Here is a 25,843-nt window from a genome sequence, read left to right as displayed (position 1 = left end):
CCGATGACCACCGAGGGGGAGAAGACGAGGGCACCGGCCGGGTCCGCCAAGCGGGCCCTCGTCGGCCGGCTGTCCTGGGGGCTGGCCGACCAGGCGGCCTCCAGCGTGAGCAACTTCGCGGTGGGCATCTATGTGGCCCGTTCGCTGGGGGTGACCGCGTTCGGCGTGTTCAGCCTCGCCTGGGTGACCTACGGCGTGGTGCTCAACGTCTCCCGCGGGCTGGCCACCGATCCGCTCACGGTGCGCTTCAGCGGCCCGCCCGGCGCGGCCTGGCGCGGGGCGGTGGGCCGTTCGACGGGCACCGCGCTCGGCGTCGGCGGCGCCCTCGGCGCGGTGTGCCTGGTGGCCGGGCTCGGACTCGGCGGCCGGGTCGGGCCCGCGTTCGCCGCCCTCGGTGTCATGATGCCGGGGCTGCTGCTCCAGGACGCCTGGCGGTACTCGTTCTTCGCCGCGGGCACCGGGCGGAAGGCGTTCCTCAACGACGTCGTGTGGGGTGTCGCGCTCGTCCCCGCCATGGTGGTGGCCGCCCGCGTCGGCACCGTGGCCGCCTTCGTGTTCGCCTGGGGCGCGTCCGCCACGGTGGCCGCGGGCTACGGCTGCGTCCAGTCCGGCATCCGGCCCCGGATGGCCGAGGCGCGCGGGTGGCTGCGCGAACAGCGCGATCTCGGCTACCGGTACCTGGTCGAGAACGTCAGCCTCAGTGGCGCGAGCCAGCTGCGGGCGTACGGGCTCGGCGTGATCGTCGGGGTCGGCGCGGTCGGCGCGGTGCGGGGCGCCGAGCTCCTGCTCGGCCCGTTCCTGGCCGTGCTCATGGGGCTTTCGCTGGTCACCGTCCCGGAGGCGGCACGGGTACTGCGGCAGGCCCCGCACCGACTGGGCAGGTTCTGCCTGCTCCTCGGCGGGGGGCAGGCCGTCGGCGCGCTGCTCTGGGGCTCGGCGCTGCTGCTGGTGCCCGGCCGGCTCGGCGAGACGGTGCTCGGCGACGTCTGGCACTCCGCCTCCCAGCTCATCGTGCCGATCAGCCTCGGCGTCGCCGGCGCGGGCCTCGGCACCGGCGCGGCGGCCGGGCTGCGCGCGCTCGGCGCGGCCCGGCGCAGCCTGCGCTGCCAGTTGTTCGCCTCCGCCTGTTACGTCGGCGGCGGGCTCGGCGGCGCGGCCGCCGCCGGCACGGTCGGCTCGGCCTGGGGCGTCGCCGCCGCGACCGTCAGCGGCTCGGCCGTGTGGTGGCTGCAACTGCGGTCCGCCCTGCGCGAGCACGCTCAAGAACCGATCCGCGAAGTGAGGACGTCATGACCGCGCAACCCAGGCTGAGCATCGGCCTGCCCGTGTACAACGGCGAGGAGTACCTCGCCGAGTCGTTCGACGCCCTGCTCGGCCAGACCTACGAGGACTTCGAGCTGGTCGTCTCCGACAACGCCTCGGCCGACGGGACCGAGGACATCTGCCGCAGGTACGCCGCGAAGGACTCGCGCATCCGGTACATCCGGCTGCCCCGGAACATCGGCGCGACACCGAACCACAACCATGTGCTCGCCGAGTCCCGCGGCGAGCTGTTCAAGTGGGCCTCGCACGACGACCTGTACGGCCGGGACCTGCTGCGGGTCTGCGTGGAGGCGCTGGACGAGCGGCCGGAGATGATCCTCGCGCACACCGGCCAGGCGGTCATCGACGGCGACGGCAAGGTGAAGGTCCCCTACGCGTACACGCTCGCCACCGACTCGCCGCACGCGCCGGAGCGCTTCCGCAGCCTGCTGTTCGAGCCCGGCGGCGACGACTTCTACGGGGTGTTCCGGGCCGACAGGCTGCGCCGGGTGAAGCCGATGGACAGCTACCACCACGCGGACCGCACCTACGTCGCCGAGATCACCCTGCACGGGCCCTTCCACCAGGTGCCGGAGCTGCTGTACTTCCGCCGCGACCATCCCACCCGCGCCGAGCGGGCGAACCCCTCCAAGCGCTCGCGGTGCGTCAACCTGGACCCGCGCCGGGCGGGCCCGCTGCACCCGACGCCCCGGCTGCTCGCCGAGTACGTCTGGGGCTTCGTCTCGGCGATCCGGCGGGCGCCGCTGTCCCCGGCCGACCGGCGCGCCTGCTACCGCCACCTGGCCGCGTGGATGACCAGCCGGGTCCGGCCGGGCGCCGGCGAGCGGGTCGAGGACCGCGCCCCGGTCGGCCCGGACCGGCTGAGCGTCTCCGTCGACGCCCTGGTCGCCGGCCGTGAGGGGAGGCGGCCGTGACGCCCGCGAAGGGCACTCCGGTGCGCGTCGGGGTGTTCGGCCTGCTCGGCTCCGGCAACCTCGGCAACGACGGGTCGCTGGAGGCCGTGCTCGGGTACCTGCGGGACAGGCACCCGGAGGCGGCCGTGGACGCGCTGTGCGGCGGGCCCGAGGCCGTCACGGCCCGGTTCGGGATCCCCGCGACGCGGCTGCACTGGTACCGCGGGGAGTACCGGACCGCGTCACGGGCCGGCGCGATCGTGGGCAAGGGTCTGGGCAAACTCGTCGACGTCTTCCGCACCGCCTCCTGGGTGCGCCGGCACGACGTGGTGATCGTCCCGGGCATGGGCGTCCTGGAGGCCACGCTGCCGCTGCGGCCGTGGGGCTTCCCGTACTCGCTGTTCCTGCTCTGCGCGAGCGGCCGACTGCTGCGCACCCGGGTCGCGCTCGTCAGCGTCGGGGCCGCCGAGATCCGCAACCGGCCGACCCGGGCCCTGGTGCGCTGGTCTGGGCGGCTGGCCGCGTACCGGTCCTACCGGGATGTCCAGTCCCGTGACGCGATGCGGGCGATGGGCGTAAACACCGCGCGCGACAAGGTCTACCCGGACCTCGCGTTCTCCCTGCCCGCGCCGCGGGCGAGCGAGCCCTCGGGTGCGCCGGGCCCTGTCTGCGTCGGGGTCATGGACTTCCACGGCGGCAACGACGACCGCGCCCGGGCCGAGGAGATCCACCGGCGCTATCTCGACGGGACGATCCGGTTCGTGCGGACGCTGGTCGAGGAGGGCAGGCCGGTCCGGCTCCTCACCGGCGACACCTGCGACGCGACGGTGGTCGCCGCGATCCTCGACGCGGTGGACTCACCGCTGGTCACCGCCGCCGAACCGGCCTCGCTGGCCGACCTGATGAACGAGATGGCCGCCGCCGACACGGTGGTGGCGGTCCGGTACCACAACCTGATCTGCGCGCTGAAGACCGGCACACCGGCGCTCGCGCTCAGCTACGCGGCGAAGAGCGACGCGCTCATGGAGGGGATGGGTCTCGGCGCGTACTGCCACCCGGCGCGTGAGGTGGACGCCGACCGACTGCTCGAACAGTTCCGGGCGCTGGAGAAGCGATCGGCGGAACTGCGGCGGACCCTCGCCGAGCGCAACCAGGCCGCCGCCCGGCAACTGGACGACCAGTTCGACGAGTTGACCGCGACCCTGTTCCCGGCGACCGACCACGCCCACGCCCAGCGGGAGACCCGATGAAAGCGACCCACGTCCCGGCGATCGCCGGCGCGTACCTGTTCGAGCCGACACCGTTCGCCGACGAGCGCGGCTTCTTCAGCCGCACCTTCGACGCCGACGTGGTCCGCTCGGTGGGCCTCGACCCGGACGCCTTCATCCAGGACAGCCTGTCCCGTTCGGTCCGGGGCGTGCTGCGCGGTCTGCACCTGCGCTCCGGCGCGGGCGAGGCCAAGCTGGTGCGGTGCTCGTACGGAAGGATCTTCGACGTCGTCGTGGATCTGCGGACGGACTCGCCGACGTACCGCAACGTGGCCACCTTCGAGCTGTCCGGCGAGACGCAGGTCTCCCTGTACATCCCGGCGGGGTGCGCGCACGGCTTCCAGTCGCTGACCGAGACCGCCGACACCTCCTACCGGATCGACCGCCCGCACGATCCGGCCGAGGACGTGACGATCGCCTTCGACGACCCGGAGCTCGCCGTTCCCTGGCCGCTGCCGGTCACATCGATGTCCCAACGGGACCGGGAGGCACCGAGCCTCGCCGAGGTCCTGAAGCACGAAGAGAGTTGAGGTCCCCGTGGACACCGAAGAACTTCACCTGCCCCTGTCGCGGACAGCCAACGAGCGGCTGCACGCCATGATCCCCGGGGGCGCGCACACCTACGCCAAGGGCGACGACCAGTACCCCGACAACCTGGCCCCGGTCATCAGTCACGGCAGCGGTGCCCACGTGTGGGACGTCGACGGAAACCGTTACATCGAGTACGGCTCCGGCCTGCGGTCGGTCAGCCTCGGTCACGCGCACCCCCGTGTGGTCGAGGCGGTACGGCGGGAACTCGACCGCGGCTGCAACTTCGTCCGGCCGTCCATCGTGGAGGTCGCGGCCGCGGAACGCTTCCTGGCCACGGTGCCGACCGCCGAGATGGTGAAGTTCGCGAAGAACGGCTCCGACGCCACCACCGCCGCGGTGCGCCTCGCCCGGGCCGCCACCGGGCGCACGCGGGTGGCCATCTGCGCCGACCATCCGTTCTTCTCCGTCGACGACTGGTTCATCGGCACCACGCCGATGTCCGCGGGCATTCCGGCGGAGACGAACGAACTCACCGTGACGTTCCCCTACGGGGACCTGGCCGCCACGGAGGAGCTGCTGAAACGGTACCCGGAGGACGTCGCCTGCCTGATCCTCGAACCCGCCGCCCAGACCGAGCCGCCGCCCGGGTACCTCGCCGGTCTGCGCGAGCTGGCCGACCGGTACGGCTGCGTCCTGGTCTTCGACGAGATGATCACCGGCCTGCGCTGGTCCGAGGCGGGCGCCCAGGGCCTGTACGGCGTCGTCCCCGACCTCTCCACGTTCGGCAAGGCGCTGGGCAACGGGTTCGCCGTCTCCGCGCTGGCCGGGCGCCGCGAGCTGATGGAGATGGGCGGGCTGCGTCACTCCGGCGAGCGGGTGTTCCTGCTGTCCACCACGCACGGCGCGGAGACACACTCCCTGGCGGCCTCGATGGCCGTGCTCACCACCTATACCGAAGAGGGCATCACCGCGCGGCTGCACGCCCTCGGCGAGCGGCTCGCCGCCGGGGTCCGGGAGGCCGCGGCCACCATGGGCGTCGGCGACCACGTCGTCGTCCGGGGCCGGGCCAGCAACCTGGTCTTCGCCACCCTCGACGAGAAGGGGCAGCCGTCGCAGGAGTACCGCACCCTGTTCCTGCGCCGGCTCATCGCGGGCGGGGTGCTGGCCCCGTCGTTCGTGGTGAGCAGCGCGCTCGACGAAGCAGACATCGAGCGGACCGTCGACGTGGTGGCCCAGGCGTGCGCGGTGTACCGCAAGGCACTGGACGCCGGGGACCCGAGCCCCTGGCTGGCCGGACGGCCGGTGAAGCCCGTGTTCCGCCGCCAGGTGTGACATACCGTCAGTGACCCACCCGGCGACCGGTGTCGGCCGTCCGGTCGGCCGGTGCCTCGGCCGGCCCGTCGACCGCCCGGTCGGCCGGCCGGTCGCCGAACCGGTCGCCGAGCCGGTCCACCACCAGGGCGGTCGCCGGTGTCACCGCCAGCGCGGTGCACCAGCCGCCGAGGACGTCGGTCGGGTAGTGCGCGCCCAGGGCGACCTGCGCCCAGCCCATGGCGGCGCCGGCCGCCATGGCCGCGGCGAGCACGAGTGACAGGCCGGCCGTCCTGCCGAGGCCGGACCGGCCGGCCGCCGTCAGCGCCACCACGAGGGCGACCGCGGTGGCGAAGGCGGTGTGCCCGCTGGGATAGGACAGGTTGTCGCCGTGGATGGTGCGTCCCACCAGGGACTTGAGCAGTGTCGCCGTGCCCACGGTCAGCGCGGCGCCGACGACGAGCAGCACCGCCGCGCGAGGACGCCGGAGGAGCAGGAAGCCCGCCACGGCGGCCACGACCAGCGCCGCCGATCCGGCCGGCTCCCCCAGGAAGTCCAGGGCCAGAGCGACGTGCCGCCACGACGGCCCCACGTCGTACGTCGCCGTCCCGATCCGCGCGTCCCATGCGCCGGGTGTGCTGTCACCGGCGTACAGGACTCCGAGCGAGAGGACCACCAGCGCGGCGAGGGCCGCGACGAGCCCGAGCCGCGTACGCAGCGCGGGAGGTGTGGCGGCTTCCGCCCGACGCCAACTCCCCACCGACGCACCCCCGTTGTGTCCGACTCGGCCCGAACGCGAGCCTTTGTCACCCTAACCAACAACGCGGCCGCGGTGCACGGCCGTCGAAGGCTCGGCGAGTCAACACTTGGCGAAGTCTCAAGTGCCGTGACCGGACGGCTCGATGGTGACCTTGACGTGTTTCATCAACGGCTGGTCGCTCTGGACGCTGTAGTCGCCGATCGCGCAGAGCACGTTCATCTCCGGCATGTAGCCGGCCGCGCAGCCGCGGGGGATGTCGTACGGGATGGCCAGATAGCCGTCGAGACTGCGGTGGCTTCCGTCCTTGGCGGTGCTGACGATCTCGACCGGGGTGAACTCGGAGATGCCGCGTTCGCGCATGTCGTCCTCGTTCATGAAGACCAGTGTGCGCAGGTTCTTGATGCCCCGGTAGCGGTCGTTGTCCGAGTAGATCGTGGTGTTCCACTGGTCGTGGGACCGCATCGTGCCGAGCGCCAGGGTGCCGGGCTCGGGGATCACGTCGGGCAGGGGGGCCGCGGAGAACTCGGCCAGGCCCGACGGGGTGAGGAAGACCAGTTCGCGGGCGGGCTGTTTGATCCGGAACCCCAGCGGCAGCCGCACGCGGCGGTTGCAGTCCTCGAACCCGTCCAGGACCCGGGCCATCGTGTCGCGGATGCGGTCGTAGTCCTCGATGTACCACTCCCACGGGGTGGCGCTGTCCGGGAGGGCGGCGCGCGCGATGCCGGCGATGACGGCGGGCTCGGACAGCAGGTGCTTCGAGGCGGGGCGCTTCATGCCGACGGACAGGTGCACCATGCTCATCGAGTCCTCGACCGAGGTGCTCTGGACGCCGCCGCGCTGGTGGTCCTTCTCGGTCCGGCCCAGGCACGGGAGGATGAGCGCCCGGCGGCCGTGCACGAGGTGGCTGCGGTTGAGCTTGGTGCTCACCTGGACGGTGAGGTCGCAGTTGCGCAGGGCCGCGTAGGTGTACGGGGTGTCGGGCGCGGCGAGGGCGAAGTTGCCGCCCATGCCGACGAACACCTTCACGTCGCCGCGGTGCATGGCCCGGATGGTGGCCACGGTGTCCATGCCGTGCTCGCGGGGCGGGTCGATCCCGCAGACCTCGGCGAGCCGGTCCAGGAACTTCTCGTCCGGCCGGTGGTCGATGCCGCACGTCCGGTTGCCCTGGACGTTGCTGTGCCCGCGCACCGGTGACGGACCGGCGCCCTCGCGGCCCAGATTGCCGCGCAGCAGAAGGAGATTGACGATCTCGCGCACGGTGTCGACGCCGTGTTCGTGCTGGCTGACACCGAGGCACCAGCTGATGATGGAGCGGTCGGCGTCGCGGTACACGCGCGCCGCTTTGAGGATGCCGTCCCGGCTGACCCCGGACTGCAGCTCGATGGCGTCCCAGGGGGTGGCCTCGCACACCGCGCGGTACTTGTCGAAGTAGGCCGTATGACGGTCGATGAACTCCTGGTCCAGGGCCTTCGGATCCGTTCCGGACTGTTCCAGGATCGCCTTGGCCATGCCCCGCAGGAGCGCCATGTCCCCGCCGATGCGCGGCTGGAGGTTCAGGGTGCTGGTCCGGGTGGACTTGAGGACGGCCATGTCCGTGAAGTCGTGCGGAACGATGGTCCGGGTGGCGGCCGCCTCGACCAGGGGGTTGATGTGCACGATCTGGGCGCCGCGATGGTAGGCCTCGGCCAGGGCGGTGAGCATCCTGGGCGCGTTGGAGGCGGCGTTGACGCCCAGGACGAACAGGGCGTCGGTGGTCTCCCAGTCCTTGAGGTCCGCGGTCCCCTTGCCGGTGCCGAGCGATGCCGTCAGGGCCCGGCCGCTGGCCTCGTGGCACATGTTCGAGCAGTCGGGCAGGTTGTTCGTGCCCAGTTCGCGGGCCAGCAGCTGATAGAGGAACGTGGCCTCGTTGCCCAGGCGGCCCGACGTGTAGAAGGAGGCCTGGCCGGGATCGTCGAGTTCACGCAGGGTGCGGCCGGCGAGTTCGAAGGCCTCGCGCCAGCTCACCGGAACGTAGTGGTCCGACTCCGGGTCGTAGGCCATCGGCTCGGTCAGCCGGCCCTGGTCCTCCAGGTCGTAGTCGCTCCAGCCGGACAGCTCGGTCACCGAGTGCGCGGCGAAGAACTCACGGCCGACCCGCTTGCCCGTCATCTCCCAGGTGACGTGCTTGATGCCGTTCTCGCAGATGTCCAGGTGCAGGCCCTTGGTGTCGTCGGGCCACGCGCATCCGGGACAGTCGAAGCCCGTGTTCTCGTGGTTCATGCGCATGATCGCGCGGGGGCCGTCCACGAGGGCGCGTTCGCGCACGAGGAACCGGCTCACGCTCTTGGCCGCACCCCAGCCGGCGGCCGGGTGATGGTACGGATGGAATTCCGGTTCGCCCCGCGGGTCGGGCCCGACATGGGGTACCCGGCCGTCCTGTCCGTTCTGGGATGCGTTCAAGAGTCTCACCGAGCTCAAGGTCTCACCGAGCTAGCACTGGGGTCGTCTTCCGTGGTTCGCGGCGTGCTTGCGGCGGCTCTTCTTCTTCCGGCGTCGCTTCGAGGACATGGGGACCTCCCTCACTCGCTCGCAGGACAGCACGAAGCGTCCTGAACTCCGGTGCTCCACGATTCCACACATCACATAGCGCCGCGATCCGACTCAATAGCTCACAGAAGAACGCAGAAATACTGAAAGCACCCTGACCTCGGTACTGGACCGCACGCTCGTCACGGCCGGCAGCCCGCTCGGACACGCTCTCCTCGGCCACCGGGCAGGAGGCACCGTGGACTTGCAGGCACCCGAAGGCCCCGGAGCACGGTCGTGGTCTCCCTGGGCCGGTAGGGGCTTGCGCCCCGGCGGCCACCGGCCCGACCCGCGCCCCGGAGTCCCCCGGCTCGTTCCCCGCGGTGAACCGGTGAATTCAGCATGATCTAGCGTGGAACCCCGGGCGTTCACGCCCGGGAGAAAGCGCTTCTTGCCGCTGCTCCGACCGCGCGGGTGCATGGGTCTGCACTGTTGACCTGAGCCGGCTCAGGCAGGTCGCTTCTGGTTCTCGATGTACTCCTTGATGACGGCGAGCGGGGCGCCTCCGCACGAGGCGGCGAAGTAGGACGGCGACCAGAAGTGCTCGCCCCACAGGTACTTGCGGATGTGGCCGGGGAACTCCTGCCGCAGGCGCCGGGCGGAGACACCCTTGAGGGAGCCTACGAGCCGGGAGACGGCGACCTTGGGCGGGTAGTGCACGAGCAGGTGAACGTGATCGGGTTCGCCGTTGAACTCCCGTAGCTCCGCGTCAAAGTCGGTACACACGTCGCGCATGACCTCTTCACAGCGCCGAAGGATCTCGTCAGTGAATGGTCCGCGCCGGTATTTGGGGATGAAGACCAAGTGTGCATGGAGGGTGTAGACGACGCTACGACCCCTGCGGATATCGGGGTTTGGCTCCCAGCGTGGTGACATGGATCAATGTTACGATCACGCCCGTGAAGATCGTGACGCAGGTCAAACTCATGCCGGATGCCGTGCAGGCGTCTGTGCTTGAGCGCACTCTGCGCACGGCCAATGACGCCGCGAACTGGGTGTCGGAGGTGGCGTTCGAGCACGGCGTGCCGCGTGAGTACGAACTGCGCAAGCACACCTACGCCGAACTCAAAGCCCGTGGGCTGGGAGCGCAGGCCGCGCAACACGTCATCAAGAAGGTGCGCGACTCGTACACCACGCTCAAGGCCAACATTCGTGCCGGGAATCTCGGCAAGGAAGGCTCCAGGCGTCGCCGCAAGGCCGAGTCCAGGCCGGTCACGTTCCGACCCCAGGCCGCGCAGCCGTACGACGACCGGTGTTTGAGCTGGCAGTACGACCAGCGGACCGTGTCCATCTGGACCGTGGACGGCCGGTCAAGAACGTCTCGTTCGTGTGCTCCCCGGACGCGCTCAAGATGCTCCAGGCACACCGGCAGGGCGAATCCGACCTGATCGAACGCGACGGCGTGTTCTACCTCGTCGCCACCTGTGATGTGCCCGAGGCCGAGCAGTACGAGCCGGACGGCTTCATCGGCGTGGACCTCGGCATCGAGAACATCGCCACCGCCTCCACCGGCTACCTCGCCGCCGGGCGGGGGCTCAACCGGTACCGCAGGCGACAGCTTGCCCTACGGGCCAAGCTCCAGAAGAAGCGCACCAAGAGCGCCAAGCGGCGGCTCAAGGCCCGTGCCCGCAAGGAAACGCGGCACGCCGCGAACACCAACCACATCATCTCCAAGACGATCGTGACCGAGGCTGAACGCACCGGACGCGGCCTGTCCCTCGAAGAACTCAAGGGCATCCGCAACCGGGTACGGCTCCGCAAGCCCCAACGGGTCGCACTCCACTCCTGGGCCTTCGCCCAGCTCGGAGACTTCATCGTCTACAAGGCCGAGCGGGCCGGGGTACCCCTGGTCTTCGTCGATCCCGCGTACACGTCGCAGACGTGCGCCGAGTGCGGCCACGTCGACAAGCGAAACCGTGTCGACCAGGGGCTTTTCATCTGCCGGGGGTGCGGGGTCGTTGCCCACGCCGACCGGAATGCTTCCCACAACATCGCCACCCGTGGCGCTGCTGTGTGGAATGCGGGGCGTGAGTCACGCGTCCCTGCCACCTCATAGGGGTGTCTGAACGGAGGAGCCCACCCCAGCAGCCAGCTGGGCACTACCTCCAAGCCCGGTCCTTCAGGGCCGGGTCAAGTTGACTCCCCGTAACTGGAGGGCGGATAGGGGGCTCTGGTGCGGCGGGTGACATGGCCCGTGGGGATCCGGCCGGAGCCCACCTCCAGGTCGATCTCCACGCGCTCGCGCCGGTATTCGGCTTCGGGATCCTCCATGGGCCCGCCGAGCAGACCGGCTTCGCGCCGCTCACGGACCGTACGTGCGTGGAGTTCGTCGTCGTCGCTCCGCAGGGGCATTCCCCTGTTGTGGGCGTGCTCCGGATCGCCTTCGACAGCCCGGTTGGACTTGTGGTGCGTCATGCGCAGCCTCCTCAAACGACTACCCGGCGTCTCGCACGCCCGGGTACGTCCCTCGGTCTCAGGAGTCCTCCGTCCCGTCCTTCGTCGTGCGTCGGTCAGTCGCCGCCTGTGTCGCCGGCGGGCACCGCGCTCCCCCGCTCCGCCTCCGCTCCGTCACCCGAAGGTCCGCCGTCCGGGGCACTGTTGCCCCCGGCGCCCTTGCGCACGGTGCAGCGCACGGAGCCGTCCCGGTCATCGGCGACGATCGTGTCGCCGGGTTCGGCCTCGCCGCCGAGCAGCAGCTCCGCGATGCCGTTGTCGAGCTCCGTCCGGATCGTGCGCCTCGGCGGGTGGGCACCGAACTCCGGTTGATGGCCGTGGGCGACCAGCAGCTTCTTGGCCGCCTCGGTCACCTCCGGCTTCATGCCCTGCGCGCGCACCCGGCGTTCGCTCCGGCCGAGGAGATGCTCGACGATCTGCGCGAGATCGTCCTCCCCCAGGGCGGCGAGGATGTGCTCGGGGCCGATGTAGGACACCCCGGCCGCCTGCGAGCGGGCGTACGCGGCGGCGAGGGTGCGCTTGGCCGCCGGGGTCAGCCCCGGCTCCGAGGACGGTTCGCTGCTCTCCCGGGGGAGGACCTCGGCCAGCTGCGCGGCGAGCGCGTCGGGGTCCAGCTCCGCGCGGGCCAGCAGGGAGCGGGCGGGTTCCACCTTCGTGGCGGCCCACAGCAGGTGCTCGGTGTCGAGATCCGACGTCCCGTCCTGCTGGGCCCGCTGTGCGGCCAGGTTCAGGAGTTCCTGCGAGGACTCCGTCAGCAGCCGTCCGATGGGCACGCGCTGCACCGCCGGAGGAGACGACGCGGGCGACATCCCGAAGAAGCGGTTCAGCAGTTCACCGAAGGGGTCGGACGAGCCGAAACCGTAGGACGACATCGACATGGACAGCTCCCGGTGCGGCAACGAGTCCTTCCACCATTTCGCGGCACCTATTGCTCCGCAACCGGAGCGGGCGTCAGTGCCGCGAACGACCTGGCCTGCGGCTTTTCCCCGGAGAAGGGGGAACTCGCCGAGGGGAAGGGGGTGTTGACGAACGCCAGGAAACGGATGCGGTCCGGCCCGCGGGGACCCGCGCGGACGCCCGCCCCGCCCGGGGAACGCCCGTGCCCCCGGCGGGATCAGCCCCCGCCCCTGCCCGCGTCTCTGCCCGAGTCCGTGTTCGTGTCCATGCCCAGGTCGGTGTTCGTGTCGGTCCACGGGTCGAGTGCCACGACGGCCTCGTCCGTGTGGACGAGGAACGTCAGGGTCTGCCGGAAGTAAAGGTCGATGCCGATGGCGTCGTGGGAGGTGTAGCCGATGGCGAGATCGTCGCCGAGGCGCAGTTCGTAGTCGCCGCCCCGGGTCGTGAGCAGGAAGGCCCCCTCCACGGCGGGGGCCCAGATCAGCCGGCCGTCGAGCAGCCGGCCGAGGTGGGCGGCGACGGGGTAGCCGTGGTCGGAGGTCTCGCTGACCGCCGTGTACGCCTCGGCGCCCAGCAGCAGCGCGTACGGGCCCTGCACACCGGCCAGCCGCAGGGTGCTCAGCGCGTGGCTGACGGCGTCGGGGAAGTCGCGGGGCTCCGCGGGAAGGCGGAGCACGGGGTTGGAGGTACGGGCGCGAAGACCGTCGACGCCGGCCGCCGTGTAGCCGTTGAACACGGTCTGGTCCTCGGCGAAGGCCATGGTGCGGGCCGCGTCCTTGACCGGCTGCCAGTCGGAGTCCTTGGCGCCCCGGTCCACGTCGTCGACGGCGTCACGGCTCACCCGGAACGGCACCGTCAGCTCGACCAGGGGCTGAACCCGGCGCAGCCGGGCCGCGACACCGGGTGACGGTCCGTCGATGCGGGACAGGTGGCCGGTTCCCACGGCGGCGAGCGCGGGGCCCTCGGGGCCCGTGACGTCCACGACACGGCGGCCGGCGAGATTGCGCCGGAACGTGCGGCGCGCCTCGTCCTCGATCTCGTTCCACGCGGCGGGCGTGATGGGCGCGAGTTCCCGGTGCAGGTTGCCGGTCCCGGCGGCGGTGGCGGTGGCCGTGTCCGTAGCGGTGGCGGTGGCGTCGGGTGGGGTCGTCATGTTCGGACTCCTTTGAGGCTGCCGATCCCCAGCGACCCGGCCGCCACCGTGCGCTCGTCGGCGGCGGCCGGGTCCGCCGCGGGCTCGTCCTCCTCCCGCTCGCCGGGGGCGGCGGGGAGGTCGTCGAGAAAGCCGGCGGGCGGCACGTGGAAGAGGCATCCGGTGATCGCGGTCGAGAAGTCGAGGATGCGGTCGTGCGAGGCCCGGCCGTCTCCGAGGAACATGTTGCGCAGCATCTGCTCGGTCACCTCGGGGGTGCGGGCGTAGCCGATGAAGAAGGTGCCGAACTCGCCCTCGCCCAGGGTGCCGAACGGCATGTTCTCCCGCACGATCTTGCGTTCGCGGCCGTCCTCGCCGGTGATGGTGTTGAGCGCGACATGGGAGTCGGCCGGTTTGACGTCGTCGGGGAGTTCGGTGTTGGCGAGCTTCGTGCGCCCGATGACCCTCTCCTGCTCGTCCGACGGCAGCGCGTTCCATGTCCGCAGGTCGTGCAGGTACTTCTGGACGATCACGTAACTGCCGCCGGCGAAATCGGGGTCCTCGTCGCCGATGAGCACGGCGTCGGCGGCCGTCGGTCCTTCGGGGTTCTCGCTGCCGTCGACGAAGCCGAGCAGGTCGCGGTCGTCGAAGTACTTGAATCCATGGACCTCGTCGACCACCGTGACGGCGCCGTCCAGCCGTTCCATGATCAGCCGGGCCAGTTCGAAGCAGAGGTCCTCGCGGCGGGCCCGTAGGTGGAACAGGAGGTCTCCCCGCGTGGCCGGGGCCCGGTGGCGTCTGCCCGTCAACTCCACGAACGGGTGCAGCTCTTGGGGACGGGGCCCGCTGAACAGCCGGTCCCAGGCCGCCGATCCGACGCCGACGACACAGCCGAGTTCGCCGTCCGGTGCCCGGAAGGAGACGGAGCGGCGCAGTCCGGAGACGTCCTCCAGCAGACCGCGGACCGTGTCCTCGCGCCCCGGCGTGACGGTGGCCACGAGGAAGACAGTGGCCCTGGCCGGTCGGGAGATCACAGCCTGTGGCTCGGCCAAGAGTCGGCCTCCTCGGGGGACGCGGAGGTGTCCGTCGCGACGGGACGCGGAGGCGTCCCGTCGCGCACGGACCGGTCGGTACTTCCCCCCATCCTGCTTCGTCGCGGGACAAACCGCACCAGAACGGATCGCGACCGCGGTGGTGTCAGCCGCTCACGAGTCCGACGACGACATTGATGGCCGTGGCGAGAATGCTGGTGCCGAACACGTACGACAGGAGGCAGTGCCTCAGCACGATCGAGCGGATCCGCGGACTGGAGACGCTGGTGTCGGACACCTGGTAGGTCATCCCGAGGTTGTAGCTGAAGTAGAAGAAGTCGCGGTACGCCGGTGGGTCGTCCGTGTTGAAGTCGATGCCGCCGTTCGCCTCGTAGTACACGTAGGCGTAGCGGGTGGCGTACATCAGGTGCAGCGCGGCCCAGGCCAGGAACACTCCGCACAGGGCGGTCACGGCCCCCGCGTGGCCCTGGTCGGACCGGCTGCCGCGCAGGAGCAGCAGCACGATGGCGCACAGCCCGCACAGGGCGACCGCGACCACCACGAGTTCGTCGGCCAGGGGGCGGAAGTCCTCGCGGCGCGCGATGTCGCGGGTGGCCGTGGCCGTCATCGGCCACAGCACCGCCCAGCCCGCCAGGACGAAGGACAGTTCCGTCGCCGCGATCCCGACGAGCGAGCCCAGGAAGACGTCGTTCGAGAGCCCGACGGCCACGCCGACGACGGCACCGAGGATCACCGCGACGATCAGGCGCGGCACGGCGTCCAGGGGCAGTCCCGGCAGGCTGGTCCTCATACGCGGCAACGGTATCCCCGGTGGCGCCGGCCAGCCCGGTGGAACCCGCGGCGGGCTGCGGTCGGCGTCAGGACGGGGAGCGGCGGCGGGTCAGACGGGGAACAGCAGACAGCTGCTGGTGGTGTGGGCGAGCAGCCGGTCGCCCGCGTCGAAGAGCTCCGCCTGGGCGAGGGCCGTACGGCGGCCGCTGTTGAGGACGGTGCCGACCGCGCGGATCCGGCCGGTGTCCACGGTGACCGGCCGCAGGAACTTCACGTTCAGGTCGAGCGAGGTGTATCCGGTGCCCCGGGGCAGCACGGACTGCACCGCACAGCCCGCGGCGGAGTCCAGCAGGGTGGCGTAGATGCCTCCGTGGACGCTTCCGATGGGGTTGTAGTGCTCCTCCCCCGCGACCAGGGAGAAGACCACCCGGCCGTGCTCGACCTCGTCGAGGGTCATGCCCACGGTCGCGGAGATCGGTGGCGCGGGGAGCCGTCCGGCCTGCATCTCGCGGAGGAATTCGAGGCCGCTGTACCGGGCGACGGCCGCCGCGGAGACGGCCGGGTCCTCCCAGTCGTACGTACGAGACCTGCCCATGGTTCTCCCACTCTCCCGCCTCGGCCCTCTGACTCTGCTTTTCGAAGCCAGCCGGTACGACAGAAGCTAGCCAGCACCACACCTGGCTGTCAATCTCACAGTCAGCCTACGATGGGGCGCATGACGTGGCTCGACACCAGTACCGAGAACTGCACGGTCCAGCGGACCCTCGACCTGATCGGCGAGAAGTGGTCGATGCTGGTCCTGCGGGACGCGATGAACGGCGTACGGCGCTTCGACGACTTCCGGCGCCATGTCGGGCTCTCCGAGAGCGTGCTGGCGGACCGGCTGCGGAAGCTGGTCGCGGCCGGGATCCTGGACACCGTGCCGTACAGCGAGCCCGGCAGCCGCACCCGGTACGAGTACCGGCTCACCCGCAAGGGCTGGGAGCTGTGGCCCGCCATGATCGCCCTCAAGCAGTGGGGCGACCGCTACACGGCGGACCCCGAGGGACCGCCCCTGGAGGTCGTGCACGCGGAGTGCGGCGAGCAGGTGCGCGCGGCGGTCGTGTGCGGAGCCGGGCACGGCGAGCTGATCCCGCCCAAGGCGCGTACCCGCCCCGGCCCGTCGGCGCGGCGGGCGGATCCCGCCGCCCTCCAGGCCCCCGGGCGGGGAACGGGAGGGGGCGCGGGCCAGGAAACGGACCGGGACACAGGCCGCCTCGTGGCCCCGGAGCCCGGCTCGTGACAGCGTGACCCTGTGAGGGTTGTCCCGGCGGGTCGGACATGGACGTCCGCCGCAGGGGCATGCGGTTCGCGTGAACGGCGCGGCGGTGCCCTCCCGGGCGGCGACCGCGGTGCCGGACGGAGCGACCGGTGGAGGAACGATGAGCACGGAGACGGGGCCGCCGGCCAGGGAACGGTGGGCGGCGAGAGCCTCGCTGGCGGCGGCGGCGCTCGCCGTGGCGCTTCCGCTCGCCTTCGGGGGCGTACGCGGCTTCCTGCTCCTGCTCGCCGCTGCCGCCGCCATGGCCGTCGCGGCGGCGGCACTGTGGTGGATGCTGACCCGGCGGGGCCCGCTGCGCTGGATCGCCGGGCTGCTCGCCATCGTCCTCCCGCTCGCCGCCCTCGTGGTCCTCGCGCTCACCCTGCTGTGGACCCTGCTGCTGTCCCCCGTGCTGTGGATCACCGCCGTGTGGAGCGGCCGTTACGCGCTGCGCAGCGCCCGCGGCCGGGTCCGGCCCATGAAGGAGCACCGCACGCCGCCGCCGCGGAAGCCGTTCGTCCTGATGAACCCCCGCTCCGGCGGCGGCAAGGTGGAGCGGTTCGGACTCGTGGAGAAGGCCGAGCGGCTCGGCGCCCGTGTCGTGCTCCTCGACCCGGAGCAGCACCAGGACGTCACCGAACTGGCCCGGCAGGCGGTCGCCGACGGAGCGGATCTCCTGGGCGTCGCGGGCGGCGACGGGACGCAGGCGCTCGTCGCGGCCGTCGCCGCCGAACACGGGCTGCCGTTCCTCGTCGTCTCGGCCGGCACCCGCAACCACTTCGCCATGGACCTCGGCCTCGACCGCGACGACCCCGCCACCTGCCTGGACGCGCTGACGAACGGGGTCGAACTGCGGGTGGACCTCGGCTTCGCCGGGACGCACCCGTTCGTCAACAACGCCTCGTTCGGCGCGTACGCGGCGGTCGTCCAGGATCCCGCCTACCGGGACGACAAGATCGGCACGATCCTGGAACTCCTTCCGGATCTGCTCACCCGCCAGCGCGGACCCGAGCTGACCGCCCACGCCGCCGGCACGACCCTCGTGGCACCGCAGGCGGTGCTGGTGAGCAACAACCCCTACCGCACCGACGATCCGGCGGGTCTCGGGCGGCGCGAGCGGCTGGACACGGGGCAGCTCGGCGTTCTCGGCGTCAAGGTGGACAGCGCGGTCGGGGCCGCCGCCCTGCTGCTCTCCCCCGCCCCGCAGGGCCTGTCCGTCCTCACGGCCCGCGAGGTGGTCGTGACCGCCGACAGCGAAGAGCTGGAAGCCGGTATCGACGGCGAGGCCATGGTCCTGTCCACCCCGGTGCGCTGCCGCGTCGAACCGGGCGTGCTGCGCGTACGCGTCCCGAAGAAGCGTCCGGGCGTGCCCACGGTCCAGCCCGCCCTGGACTGGCGCCGGCTGATGGCCATGGCCCTGCTCGTGAGCCGCACGGCCGGTGTGCACCGCCCCGGCCACGGACCGGGGCGGGAACGACGACCGGAGGACCGGTCCGGCACCGCGTGAGCACCGCGTGAGCACCCCCCGCGTGAGCACCGCGTGAGATTGTCCCCGGACCGTCGGCAGCGTGTCCCGCGGATCGTCCGCGGCATGTCCCGCGGTGGGTTCGTCTCCGGTCCGCGGCCTTCCGGCGCCTACGATCATGGCGTGGTCCTCTTCGTCCTGGAACGCGTGTCCCGGCACTCCGTCGCCGAGAGCTGGCGGCGGCTGACCGACTGGCCCCGGCACGCGGACGTCGTCCCGCTGACCCGGGTCACCGTGCGCACCCCGGCGCCGACGCGGGAGGGCACGGTCTTCGTGGCACGGTCGGGGCTCGGGCGGCTCGGGTTCGACGACCCGATGGAGGTCGTCGCGTGGAACCCGCCGGGCGACGGGGTCCCGGGAACGTGCCGGCTGGTCAAGCGCGGCACGTTCGTCACGGGCTGGGCCGAGTTCGAGGTGCACCCGGCGGACGGCGGCGGTTCACGGGTGGTCTGGCGGGAGGACCTGAGCGTGCGCGCCCTGCCCGCCCTCGCCGACCGCCCGCTGGAATGGTCGGCGAGGTGGATGTTCGGGCGGGCGATGGACGGGCTCCTGGGGCGGGAGTAGTTCAGTCTCCCGGCAGAAGCGGCGGTTCGGCCAACTGAGCCAGTTCCAGAGCCTGTTGCGGGAACCAGTCGCCCGCCTTCGGATCGACCGTGCCGCGCTCGGGGTCCTCGGGCCCCGCGGTTCCGCGCAGGCAGAGGCCGTCCGACTCACCGGGTGTCTTGATCCACAGCCGGGCGTCCTGGAGCGGATCGCCGGTGCGCAGCGTGGGGCGGGCGCCGAGGCCGCGGTCCGGCGGGTTGCACCAGTCCTGCGCGTCCGTGTACTTGCCCGCCGGCGGGGTCCAGGGGCCGCGGCCGTTGCGGCTGGAGTCCGTGACGAAGTGCTTCATCCGGGACGGCGGGGTCGACACCTGCGCGTCGAGCCAGGCCTGCGCGTCGGCGCGCGGCCACCACTGGTTGGGGCACTGGGCCACGTCACCACCGCTGTCGGCGTAGGCCAGGCAGGACGAAATGAGCTTGCCGTACCAGGAGTCGGCGTCGTCGGTGTGGTAGTTCGAGGCGTTGGTGTAGAAGCCGGAGGCGCGTGCCACCCCGCCCTCGATCAGGCGCGGCACGATGGAGTTGACGGAGTGCCAGCCCGGGTGCCCGGTGTCGAGATAGACCTTCGTCCCGCGCAGTGGCTCCAGGGCGTCGACCGCGTAGTTGACCTCCGCGTAGCGCGCGGTCGTCCTCGTGCCCTGCGCGTCGTCCTGGCCGCAGTCGGAGGGCAGCAGGGCGAGGGCGTCGGGTTCGAGGGTGACGATCGCGTCGCCGCGGCCGATCCCGCGGGCCACCGCGTCGATCCACGCCTGGTACTCGGCGGTGTCCGCGGCGCCGCCCGCCGAGTAGTTGGAGCAGTCCCGGCCGGGAATGTCGTACAGCGCCAGCGCGGGAACCGCGCCGTCACGGCCCGCGTCGCGCACCACCGCGCGGACCTCCTTCTCCACCTCGGCCGGCGTCTGGTCACCGAACCACACGGCCTGCGGGGTGTTCACCATCGCCACGATGCCCGCCGCGTCGCGCAGCCTGCCGGCCCGGGCGAGGCCGAGGGCCTGCTGGTACGCCGCCGGGTTGGCGTCGGGGACGTACAGCGACGGTGCGCGGCCGGCGGCCTCGGCGGCCTGCGCCGGTGGTACGGCGAACAGGGCTGCCAGTCCTACGGACAGAGCGGCGAGCCAGGTGGGGGTGCGTCGTCTCATACGGGTTCACTCCGGGGTCGCAACGGTCACGAGGGACTTGCGGGAGCGCTCCCACAGGAGGTTCGCCGAGAGGCGCGCGTGCGTCAATACAAGGCGCAGAAGAAAGGCCCGCCGCACTCCGCGGCGGGCCTCGCCCTGGCCCTCGAACCTTCGAGCACACGCAGCAAGTGCCTTCCCACCGTGGTGGCACAAGGCCCGAGTCCAGCCTCGCCACCCCGCCCAGGAAGGCACTTTCGCGTCCCCGGCACGATCCGGGGGACACCGGCGCAGGCCGAACTCGCAGGCTACGGCAGGGTGTTGACCATGTACCACCAGTAGGCGTTGACGGCCCCCAGAACCCCACCGGCGGCGGTGAACGCCAGGTAACGGCCCGTCGCCTTGTTCTTCAGCCCGAAGGTCCCGGACGGGCCAGCGACCCTGAACCAGTTGAAGGCGTCGCCGGTACCCTCCGAGATGAGCACTTCCTCGCGCGTGCTGAGCAAACGCTCCCGGTTCCCCTGGGAGTCCATGTTCACCAGCGATACGGAGCCGTCGTTGTTGTTGGTTATCTGCCAGACGGCGTTGTCGCGCCCTTCTCCGTACCAGAGCCGGCTGGCCTTGCAGACGACCAAGCCGTGGTAGTCGAGGTCCCCGAGCCACAGATCGGGTTTGTCCTGCGGGGCCAGCACGTAGGTGTTCGCCTGCGCGGCGACGGCCGCGTGCGCGGGGCCGGCTGGCGCGGTGTCGGCGGGGAGCGCCGCGGCCGAGCCGGCCGTGAGGACGGCCAGGGCGGCAGCGCATGACAGTGCTGCGGTGTAACGAGACATCATCGTCCCTTCTCTCCTGCACGACAGGAGAAGCTGTGAAGGAGGGGAAATGCAGTGGATGGAGACGGCCGGGAAAGGAGGAGGGCGCCGTCAGCGCTTCAGCACGGTGAAGGTGACGGCGGCGTTGTCACCACCGCCGCCGTCCTGTCGGCAGGTGTATCCGGAGGGAGGCGAGCAGGAGTATCCGTTGCTGCCCGCGTAGGGGTTGTTCCAGGAGACGCTGACGGTGCCGACGTTGAGCATGTTGTAGACGGCCGTTCCTTCCGTCCCCGTCATGAAGCCGTTCGACTCCGACTGCCAGATCGCGTTGGACATCGGGTACACGTGGTCCGGAGGGAGCAGGTTCTCGCTCCAGGTACCGTGCACCAGGCTCGACGAGGTGCGCAGCATCTCGTTGGGCGTACGGTTTTGCAGCGTGACGTGCGTGCTGCGTGCCGCGGACGCCGACCGTCGGCCACGGTCCGCGGCGGCGGTGCGGCCGCTGCCGCTGATGGTGAACCACACCTCCGCGTTGTCGCCGCTGCCACCGGAGCGCGCACAGCTGTAGCCGGCGGGCGCCGTACAGCTGTAACTGTTGCTGCCCACGTAGGGGTTGTCCCAGTGGAGGGAGACCTCACCCGCGTTGCCGAGGGAGTAGCGGGCGTAGCCTTCCGTCCCCGTCATCACCCCGGAGGAATGGGAGCCCCAGACGACCTGGCTCCCGCCGTCGATGGCCTCGGGCGGCGTCCCGTCGTCCCAGACCCCGTGCGACAGCGACGAGTAGTTGCGATACAGGGTCGTGGTGGTGCCGTTGACGACGTGCACCCGGGTACCGCGGGCCGACTGCACCGACACCGTGGACGCGTGCGCCGTGTCGTGCCCTGCCGCGGCGGCAGAACTGCCGGCCGAGGCGAACACGGCCACGGCGGCCATGGCGGTTGCGGCAATGGCGCCGCTCGCCGTCACCGTCCTGCGCACCGCGCCCGGGCCCCTGCGAATTCCTGCGCTGTGTGACATTGCGCCTCCTGATCCGTGTTCTGGCTTCCGGGAAAGAGCTTGCCGAGGGGGCCTAACGGTGGTGTAACGCCGAACAGGAGCGCCAAAAGCATCCGGCCGTTAGGTCGTCGTAAGGTCTTGGCCACCGCCCTGCCCGAGATGCGGACCTCCTGTCCATGGCACTGCCCGGCGGATGGCGGACGACGGATTGCGTCGCACCCGGCAATTGAATTCGGTACGACCCATTCCGACCCCGCAGCCTCTCGCTGAACACCTTTCGCGCTTTTCGTGTTGCCCCGCACACTCGGGTCCCGTGGCAGAGATCACTGGAACTCGCGCAACACGACAAGTTCTGGACGGACTTGAAGCGCCGATTGTCCAATTCTCGATCCGTGCACCCCATTTCGAGGGTGAGCATGCTTGTCTGGCTTCTCGTGAATGTCCGCCCGGACGACATGGCCAAAGGAACAATGCTGATGGAATTCCGGCTTCTCGGGCCGGTTTCGGCTTTCACGGGTGACAAAGAGGTGCCACTCGGCCCTCCCAAGCGCCGAGCCGTGCTGGCGCTGCTCCTGCTCGCCGACGGCACGCCCGTCAGCGCCGAGCGGATCATCGACGCGCTGTGGGACACCCGGCCACCCACCCACGCCCGCACCATCGTCTACGGTCACATCTCCGCACTGCGCGGACTGATGCGTACGACGCCCGCGGCCGAACTCGTCACCGGGAGCGGGGGCTACGCCCTGCGCGCCGCACCGGGCTCGGTGGACGTACGGCGCTTTCACGACCTGGCGTGCCGTGCCGCGGCCGTCTCTGCCGAGCGGCGGGCCGCGCTCCTGGTCGAAGCCCTGGGCCTGTGGCGGGGCCAGGCGCTCGGCGGGATCGGTGACACCCCTTCGCTATCGGCGGCCGCCGACCAACTGATGGAGGAACGCCTCGTCGCGCTGGAGCGGTACGCCAACGCCCTGCACGCGTGCGGCAACGGGGCGGACGCCCTCGCCCTGCTGCGGCCGGCAGCCGAGAACCATCCGCTGCGCGAATCCCTGATCGCGGCCACGGTCCGTTCCCTGCATGCTGCCGACCGCCAAGGTGACGCCCTCGCCCTCTTCCGCCGCACGCAGCAACTCCTCGCCCAGGAACTGGGCGTCGACCCGGGCCCCGCGCTGTCAAAGGCGTATCTCGACGTTCTGCACTCCCGGCCACCCCACCCACCCGCCACCGGGACACCCCCACCGGCCGCGCCCGGGCCGCAGAGAGCAGCGGACCCGGCCGCCGCCCCGCATCCCTCCCCACCGGTCCCCTGCCTCCTGCCGCGCGCCCCGGCCGGCTTCACCGGCCGCACCGCCGACCTCGCCCGCCTGACCGCCGTCGCATCGGCCGGCACCGCCACCCTGAGCGTGGTGACCGGCCCGGCCGGCGTCGGCAAGACCTCGCTGGCGCTGCACTGGGCGCACGCGCACGCCGACGACTTCCCCGACGGCATCCTCTACGCCGACCTGCACACCCTGGAACAGGACGGCACCGGCAGGCCGCATGCTGGCGTCCTGCACGACTTCCTGTCGGCCCTCGGCGTCGAGGAGGAACGCCTGCCACGTCATGGCCGCGCCGCCGAAACCCTCTACCGCTCCCTGCTCGCCGACCGCCGCGCGCTGATCCTGCTCGACAACGCCCGCGACTCGGCGCAGGTCCGTCCGCTCCTGCCCGGCACGCCCCGGTGCACGGTGCTGGTCACCAGCCGCAACCGGCTCGAGGGGCTGGTGGCCACCGACTGCGCCCGGCTGCTGCCGCTTCAGCACCTGGTGCCCACGGACGGCGTACGCATCCTGCGCGGCGTCATCGGCGAGCTGCGCGTGGCCGCCGAACCTGCTGCCGCCGAGGAGCTGTCCGCCCTGTGCGACGGCCTGCCCCTGGCGCTGCGGCTGGCCGCCGCCCGGCTCGTGGCACGACCCCGGCTCACCCTGCGCGCGATGGCCGACGACCTGGCCGACGAACACCAGCGCCTGTCCCTGCTTGCCACCGAGGACCTCGGCGTCGCAGCGACCCTGCGCCTGAGCGCCCAGCAGCTGCCTGCGGCCGGGGCGCTGCTCTTTCGCCAACTGGCCCTGCACGTCGGCTCCGAACTCGACGGCGGTGCCGCGGCGGCGCTCAGCGGCGTGCCGCCCGCCGCCGCGCGCGCCGCCCTGGAGGAACTCGCCGCGGCCCACCTCGTCGAGGAACGGGCTGATGGCCGCTATCTGATGCACGACCTCGTCCGGCTCTACGCACGCTCCCTGCCGGCGCAGGCCGACGCGACGGGACTCGAACGCCTCCTGGTGCACTACCTGGCCGCCGCCCGAGCCGCCGCTGCGGCGGCCGAACCGGGCAGCCAGCCCTGCTGCTCCCTGCCCCCGCAGGCGTCCCCGCCCGGCCCGCCGCCGGCCTTCGCCGACCGTGCCGCGGCGATGGCGTGGTACGTCACCGAGCGCCCAAACCTCACCGCCGCGGTGGCCGCGGCAGCCCAGGCCGGGCATCCGGAACTGGCCTGGCGCCTCGCCGTCCAGCTCTGGCCGCTGATCGTGCGGCAGGTCCACGACGGCTGGGAGCCGACGCTCGAACACGGCCTCGCCGCCGCTGTCGCGCTGGGCGACACCGACGCCGAGTCGCGGCTGTGCGCTCTGCTGGGCTGGGTCCTCACCGAGAACGGCCGGCACACCGCAGCGCTGACGTATCTCAGCCGCGCACCCGACCTGGCCCTCCGAGCCGGAGACCGGCGCGGGCAGGTGATCGCCCTGATCAACTGGGCGGCCGCCCTGGAGCGCACCGGGGAACTGACCGACGCCGGTATCCGGCGCGAGGAGGCAGCCAGGATGGCCCACTCCCTGGCCCACCCCCACACCGAAACGCTGGCCCTGTATCACCTGGCGACCCACCTTCTGACCGTCGGCCGCCCGCACGAAGCCCTGAGCCGGTGCCGGCACGCCCTGACCCTCGCCCCGCACCAGCAGTCCGACGAGCGCCGGGCCCTGCTGCTCACCACCTGCGGAAACGCCCTGCAGGCCCTCGGCCGTGGCAGCGAGGCCCGACACTGCCTCCGCCAAGCCGCGGCCCTCAGCGGGGGGACAGGCGGCGCACGCGGCCACGCCCGCACGAGCGGCCTCGCGCCCAGCGGCGCAGCCTCGGTCCATGTCCGCTCCCTGACGGGCTGAGTCTGCAGATCCGCGGGGATGTCCACCGCGGCTCCGCTTTCCCGCAGGGATCCGCCCAGAAGGCGCAACGCGTCGGCGGTGACCGCGCGAGAAGCGGACAAGCCATTCCCCCCGGGCGACTCCGGCCCGTTGTGCCCGCCCTGTCAGGGCGGGCACAACGGGCCGGAGAGCTGAGGGATGTCAGTCGCGGGCTCTCACGCCACCGACCCGATCCGACGCGCCGGAACCGAGGACGTGTCGTGGTGGATCGGGGTGTGCGCCCCGGTGAGGGAGACCCCGCTCCCCCCGCGCCGGTCGGCCACGATCTCCGCCGCGATCGACAGCGCCGTCTCCTCGGGGGTCCGCGCCCCCAGGTCCAGGCCGATCGGCGACCTGAGGCGGGCCAGCTCGATCTCGGTGACGCCGACCTCGCGCAGCCTCTCGTTGCGGTCCAGGTGAGTGCGGCGCGAGCCCATGGCTCCGACGTACGCCACCGGGAGCCGCAGCGCGAGCCGGAGCAGCGGGACGTCGAACTTGGCGTCGTGGGTGAGGACGCACAGGACGGTGCGGGAGTCGACCTCCGCACGCTCCAGATAGCGGTGGGGCCACTCCACGACGATCTCGTCCGCCTCGGGGAAGCGGGCCGCCGTCGCGAAGACCGGGCGGGCGTCGCACACCGTCACCCGGTAGCCGAGGAACTTGCCCACGCGGACCAGTGCCGAGGCGAAGTCGATGGCGCCGAAGACGATCATGCGCGGGGGCGGGACCGAGGACTCCACCAGGACCGTGAGCGGCGCTCCGCAACGAGAGCCCTGCTCTCCGATCTCCACGGTGGCGGTGCGGCCGGCGTCCAGCAGGGCCGCCGCCTCGCCCGCCACCGTACGGTCGAGCCCGGGATGGGCCCCGAAACCGCCCTCGTGGGAGCCGTCGGGACACACGACGAGGGCGCGGCCCATCAGCTCGGCGGGCCCGCTCACGACGCGGGCTAGCGCCGCCGCCTCGCCGCGCGCCGCTCGGGCCAGGGCCGTCGTGAGCACCGCCCGTCGGGCGGTGTCGTGCGAGCGGACCGGGGTGACCAGGATGTCGATGACACCGCCGCAGGTCAGGCCGACCGCGAAGGCGTCGTCGTCGCTGTAGCCGAAGCGTTCCAGGACGGTCTCGCCGTCCTCCAGCGCCTGTGCGCACAGGTCGTAGACCGCCCCTTCCACGCAACCGCCCGAGACCGAGCCGATCGCCGTGCCGTCGGAGTCGACGGCGAGAGCGGCGCCGGGCCGGCGGGGCGCGCTGCCGCCGACCGCCACCACGGTGGCGACGGCGAAGTCGCGGCCCTGCTCGACCCACCGGTGCAGTTCTTCGGCGATGTCCAGCATGTCTC

20 protein-coding genes and 3 pseudogenes are annotated in these 25,843 nt (G+C 71.7%); 10 read left to right on the top strand and 13 right to left on the bottom strand.

The genetic code is table 11. From position 1 onward, the window contains the following. Positions 1 to 3: 3 nt before the first annotated feature. From OG410_RS31950 to OG410_RS31930, 5 genes are read left to right on the top strand one after another with little or no spacing between them, the layout of a single operon-like run. A complete protein-coding gene (locus OG410_RS31950) occupies positions 4 to 1,293 on the top strand; it encodes a hypothetical protein (RefSeq protein ID WP_329302268.1) in 1,290 nt (429 codons plus the stop codon). Then, the gene (locus OG410_RS31945) at positions 1,290 to 2,237 is read left to right on the top strand and encodes a glycosyltransferase family 2 protein (protein WP_329302267.1); all 948 of its coding nucleotides are present in this window, start codon (positions 1,290 to 1,292) and stop codon (positions 2,235 to 2,237) included. Before OG410_RS31950 ends, OG410_RS31945 begins: the two co-directional genes overlap by 4 nt. Further along, positions 2,234 to 3,466 carry a polysaccharide pyruvyl transferase family protein gene (locus OG410_RS31940; protein ID WP_329302266.1) on the top strand — a complete coding sequence of 411 codons (1,233 nt, stop codon included), beginning with the start codon at positions 2,234 to 2,236 and terminating at the stop codon, positions 3,464 to 3,466. The genes OG410_RS31945 and OG410_RS31940 overlap by 4 nt, the downstream gene beginning before the upstream one ends. Then, a complete protein-coding gene (rfbC, locus tag OG410_RS31935) occupies positions 3,463 to 4,014 on the top strand; it encodes a dTDP-4-dehydrorhamnose 3,5-epimerase (protein WP_329302265.1) in 552 nt (183 codons plus the stop codon). The genes OG410_RS31940 and rfbC overlap by 4 nt, the downstream gene beginning before the upstream one ends. Positions 4,015 to 4,021: 7 nt before the next feature. Continuing rightward, on the top strand, positions 4,022 to 5,347 hold the full coding sequence (locus tag OG410_RS31930) for a glutamate-1-semialdehyde 2,1-aminomutase (RefSeq protein WP_329302264.1): 1,326 nt from the start codon (positions 4,022 to 4,024) through the stop codon (positions 5,345 to 5,347). A 7-nt stretch (positions 5,348 to 5,354) separates the two neighbouring features. Here the strand turns inward: OG410_RS31930 and OG410_RS31925 are convergent, their stop codons facing one another. The 3 genes from OG410_RS31925 to tnpA form a co-directional block, all read right to left on the bottom strand. Further along, positions 5,355 to 6,086, bottom strand: coding sequence for a phosphatase PAP2 family protein (locus tag OG410_RS31925; protein ID WP_329302263.1), 732 nt, complete (start codon positions 6,084 to 6,086; stop codon positions 5,355 to 5,357). A gap of 117 nt (positions 6,087 to 6,203) precedes the next feature. Beyond that, entirely contained in the window at positions 6,204 to 8,525 is a 2,322-nt protein-coding gene (locus OG410_RS31920; protein ID WP_329302262.1) for an FdhF/YdeP family oxidoreductase, read from the bottom strand. A gap of 573 nt (positions 8,526 to 9,098) precedes the next feature. Beyond that, positions 9,099 to 9,527, bottom strand: a complete 429-nt coding sequence (gene tnpA, locus OG410_RS31915) for an IS200/IS605 family transposase (RefSeq protein ID WP_329302261.1) — start codon at positions 9,525 to 9,527, stop codon at positions 9,099 to 9,101. Positions 9,528 to 9,577: 50 nt separating this feature from the next. Between tnpA and OG410_RS31910 the strand changes: the two are divergent. Continuing rightward, positions 9,578 to 10,707, top strand: a pseudogene (locus tag OG410_RS31910) (RNA-guided endonuclease InsQ/TnpB family protein). Between the two features lie 74 nt (positions 10,708 to 10,781). On the opposite strand, the gene OG410_RS31905 reads toward OG410_RS31910, so the two are convergent. The 6 genes and pseudogenes from OG410_RS31905 to OG410_RS31880 form a co-directional block, all read right to left on the bottom strand. After that, the gene (locus OG410_RS31905; RefSeq protein ID WP_328672198.1) at positions 10,782 to 11,066 is read right to left on the bottom strand and encodes a hypothetical protein; all 285 of its coding nucleotides are present in this window, start codon (positions 11,064 to 11,066) and stop codon (positions 10,782 to 10,784) included. A gap of 254 nt (positions 11,067 to 11,320) precedes the next feature. Next, positions 11,321 to 11,983 (bottom strand): annotated as a pseudogene (locus tag OG410_RS31900) (Clp protease N-terminal domain-containing protein); the annotation flags it as partial. A gap of 236 nt (positions 11,984 to 12,219) precedes the next feature. Then, a complete protein-coding gene (locus OG410_RS31895) occupies positions 12,220 to 13,155 on the bottom strand; it encodes a family 1 encapsulin nanocompartment shell protein (protein WP_329302259.1) in 936 nt (311 codons plus the stop codon). Beyond that, on the bottom strand, positions 13,152 to 14,186 hold the full coding sequence (locus OG410_RS31890; protein ID WP_329302258.1) for a Dyp-type peroxidase: 1,035 nt from the start codon (positions 14,184 to 14,186) through the stop codon (positions 13,152 to 13,154). The genes OG410_RS31895 and OG410_RS31890 overlap by 4 nt, the downstream gene beginning before the upstream one ends. A gap of 145 nt (positions 14,187 to 14,331) precedes the next feature. Further along, on the bottom strand, positions 14,332 to 14,976 hold the full coding sequence (locus tag OG410_RS31885) for a DUF1345 domain-containing protein (protein WP_328672195.1): 645 nt from the start codon (positions 14,974 to 14,976) through the stop codon (positions 14,332 to 14,334). Between the two features lie 90 nt (positions 14,977 to 15,066). Next, positions 15,067 to 15,552 carry a PaaI family thioesterase gene (locus OG410_RS31880; RefSeq protein ID WP_329302257.1) on the bottom strand — a complete coding sequence of 162 codons (486 nt, stop codon included), beginning with the start codon at positions 15,550 to 15,552 and terminating at the stop codon, positions 15,067 to 15,069. A 120-nt stretch (positions 15,553 to 15,672) separates the two neighbouring features. On the opposite strand from OG410_RS31880, the pseudogene OG410_RS31875 reads away from it, so the two are divergent. From OG410_RS31875 to OG410_RS31865, 3 genes and pseudogenes are all read left to right on the top strand, one after another. After that, positions 15,673 to 16,128, top strand: a pseudogene (locus OG410_RS31875) (winged helix-turn-helix transcriptional regulator); the annotation flags it as partial. Between the two features lie 250 nt (positions 16,129 to 16,378). Continuing rightward, positions 16,379 to 17,764, top strand: a complete 1,386-nt coding sequence (locus tag OG410_RS31870) for a diacylglycerol/lipid kinase family protein (protein WP_329302256.1) — start codon at positions 16,379 to 16,381, stop codon at positions 17,762 to 17,764. A gap of 141 nt (positions 17,765 to 17,905) precedes the next feature. After that, positions 17,906 to 18,346, top strand: coding sequence for an SRPBCC family protein (locus tag OG410_RS31865; protein ID WP_329302255.1), 441 nt, complete (start codon positions 17,906 to 17,908; stop codon positions 18,344 to 18,346). A 1-nt stretch (position 18,347) separates the two neighbouring features. Here OG410_RS31865 and OG410_RS31860 read toward each other — a convergent pair whose 3' ends face one another. From OG410_RS31860 to OG410_RS31850, 3 genes are all read right to left on the bottom strand, one after another. Further along, positions 18,348 to 19,523, bottom strand: a complete 1,176-nt coding sequence (locus OG410_RS31860) for a glycoside hydrolase family 6 protein (protein ID WP_329302254.1) — start codon at positions 19,521 to 19,523, stop codon at positions 18,348 to 18,350. Between the two features lie 284 nt (positions 19,524 to 19,807). Beyond that, complete coding sequence (locus OG410_RS31855; protein WP_329302253.1) at positions 19,808 to 20,332, bottom strand: hypothetical protein; 525 nt, start codon at positions 20,330 to 20,332, stop codon at positions 19,808 to 19,810. A gap of 87 nt (positions 20,333 to 20,419) precedes the next feature. Continuing rightward, complete coding sequence (locus tag OG410_RS31850; RefSeq protein ID WP_329302252.1) at positions 20,420 to 21,325, bottom strand: aegerolysin family protein; 906 nt, start codon at positions 21,323 to 21,325, stop codon at positions 20,420 to 20,422. A gap of 455 nt (positions 21,326 to 21,780) precedes the next feature. On the opposite strand from OG410_RS31850, the gene OG410_RS31845 reads away from it, so the two are divergent. Beyond that, entirely contained in the window at positions 21,781 to 24,489 is a 2,709-nt protein-coding gene (locus OG410_RS31845; RefSeq protein ID WP_329302251.1) for an AfsR/SARP family transcriptional regulator, read from the top strand. A gap of 194 nt (positions 24,490 to 24,683) precedes the next feature. Here OG410_RS31845 and OG410_RS31840 read toward each other — a convergent pair whose 3' ends face one another. After that, a complete protein-coding gene (locus OG410_RS31840) occupies positions 24,684 to 25,838 on the bottom strand; it encodes an XdhC family protein (protein WP_329302250.1) in 1,155 nt (384 codons plus the stop codon). Positions 25,839 to 25,843 lie beyond the last annotated feature (5 nt).

Origin of the sequence: Streptomyces sp. NBC_00659, assembly GCF_036226925.1 — a bacterium.
Lineage (GTDB): Bacteria > Actinomycetota > Actinomycetes > Streptomycetales > Streptomycetaceae > Streptomyces.
The sequence above is the reverse complement of the archived record's forward strand: the minus strand, read 5'-3'. Positions and strand labels throughout refer to the sequence as shown.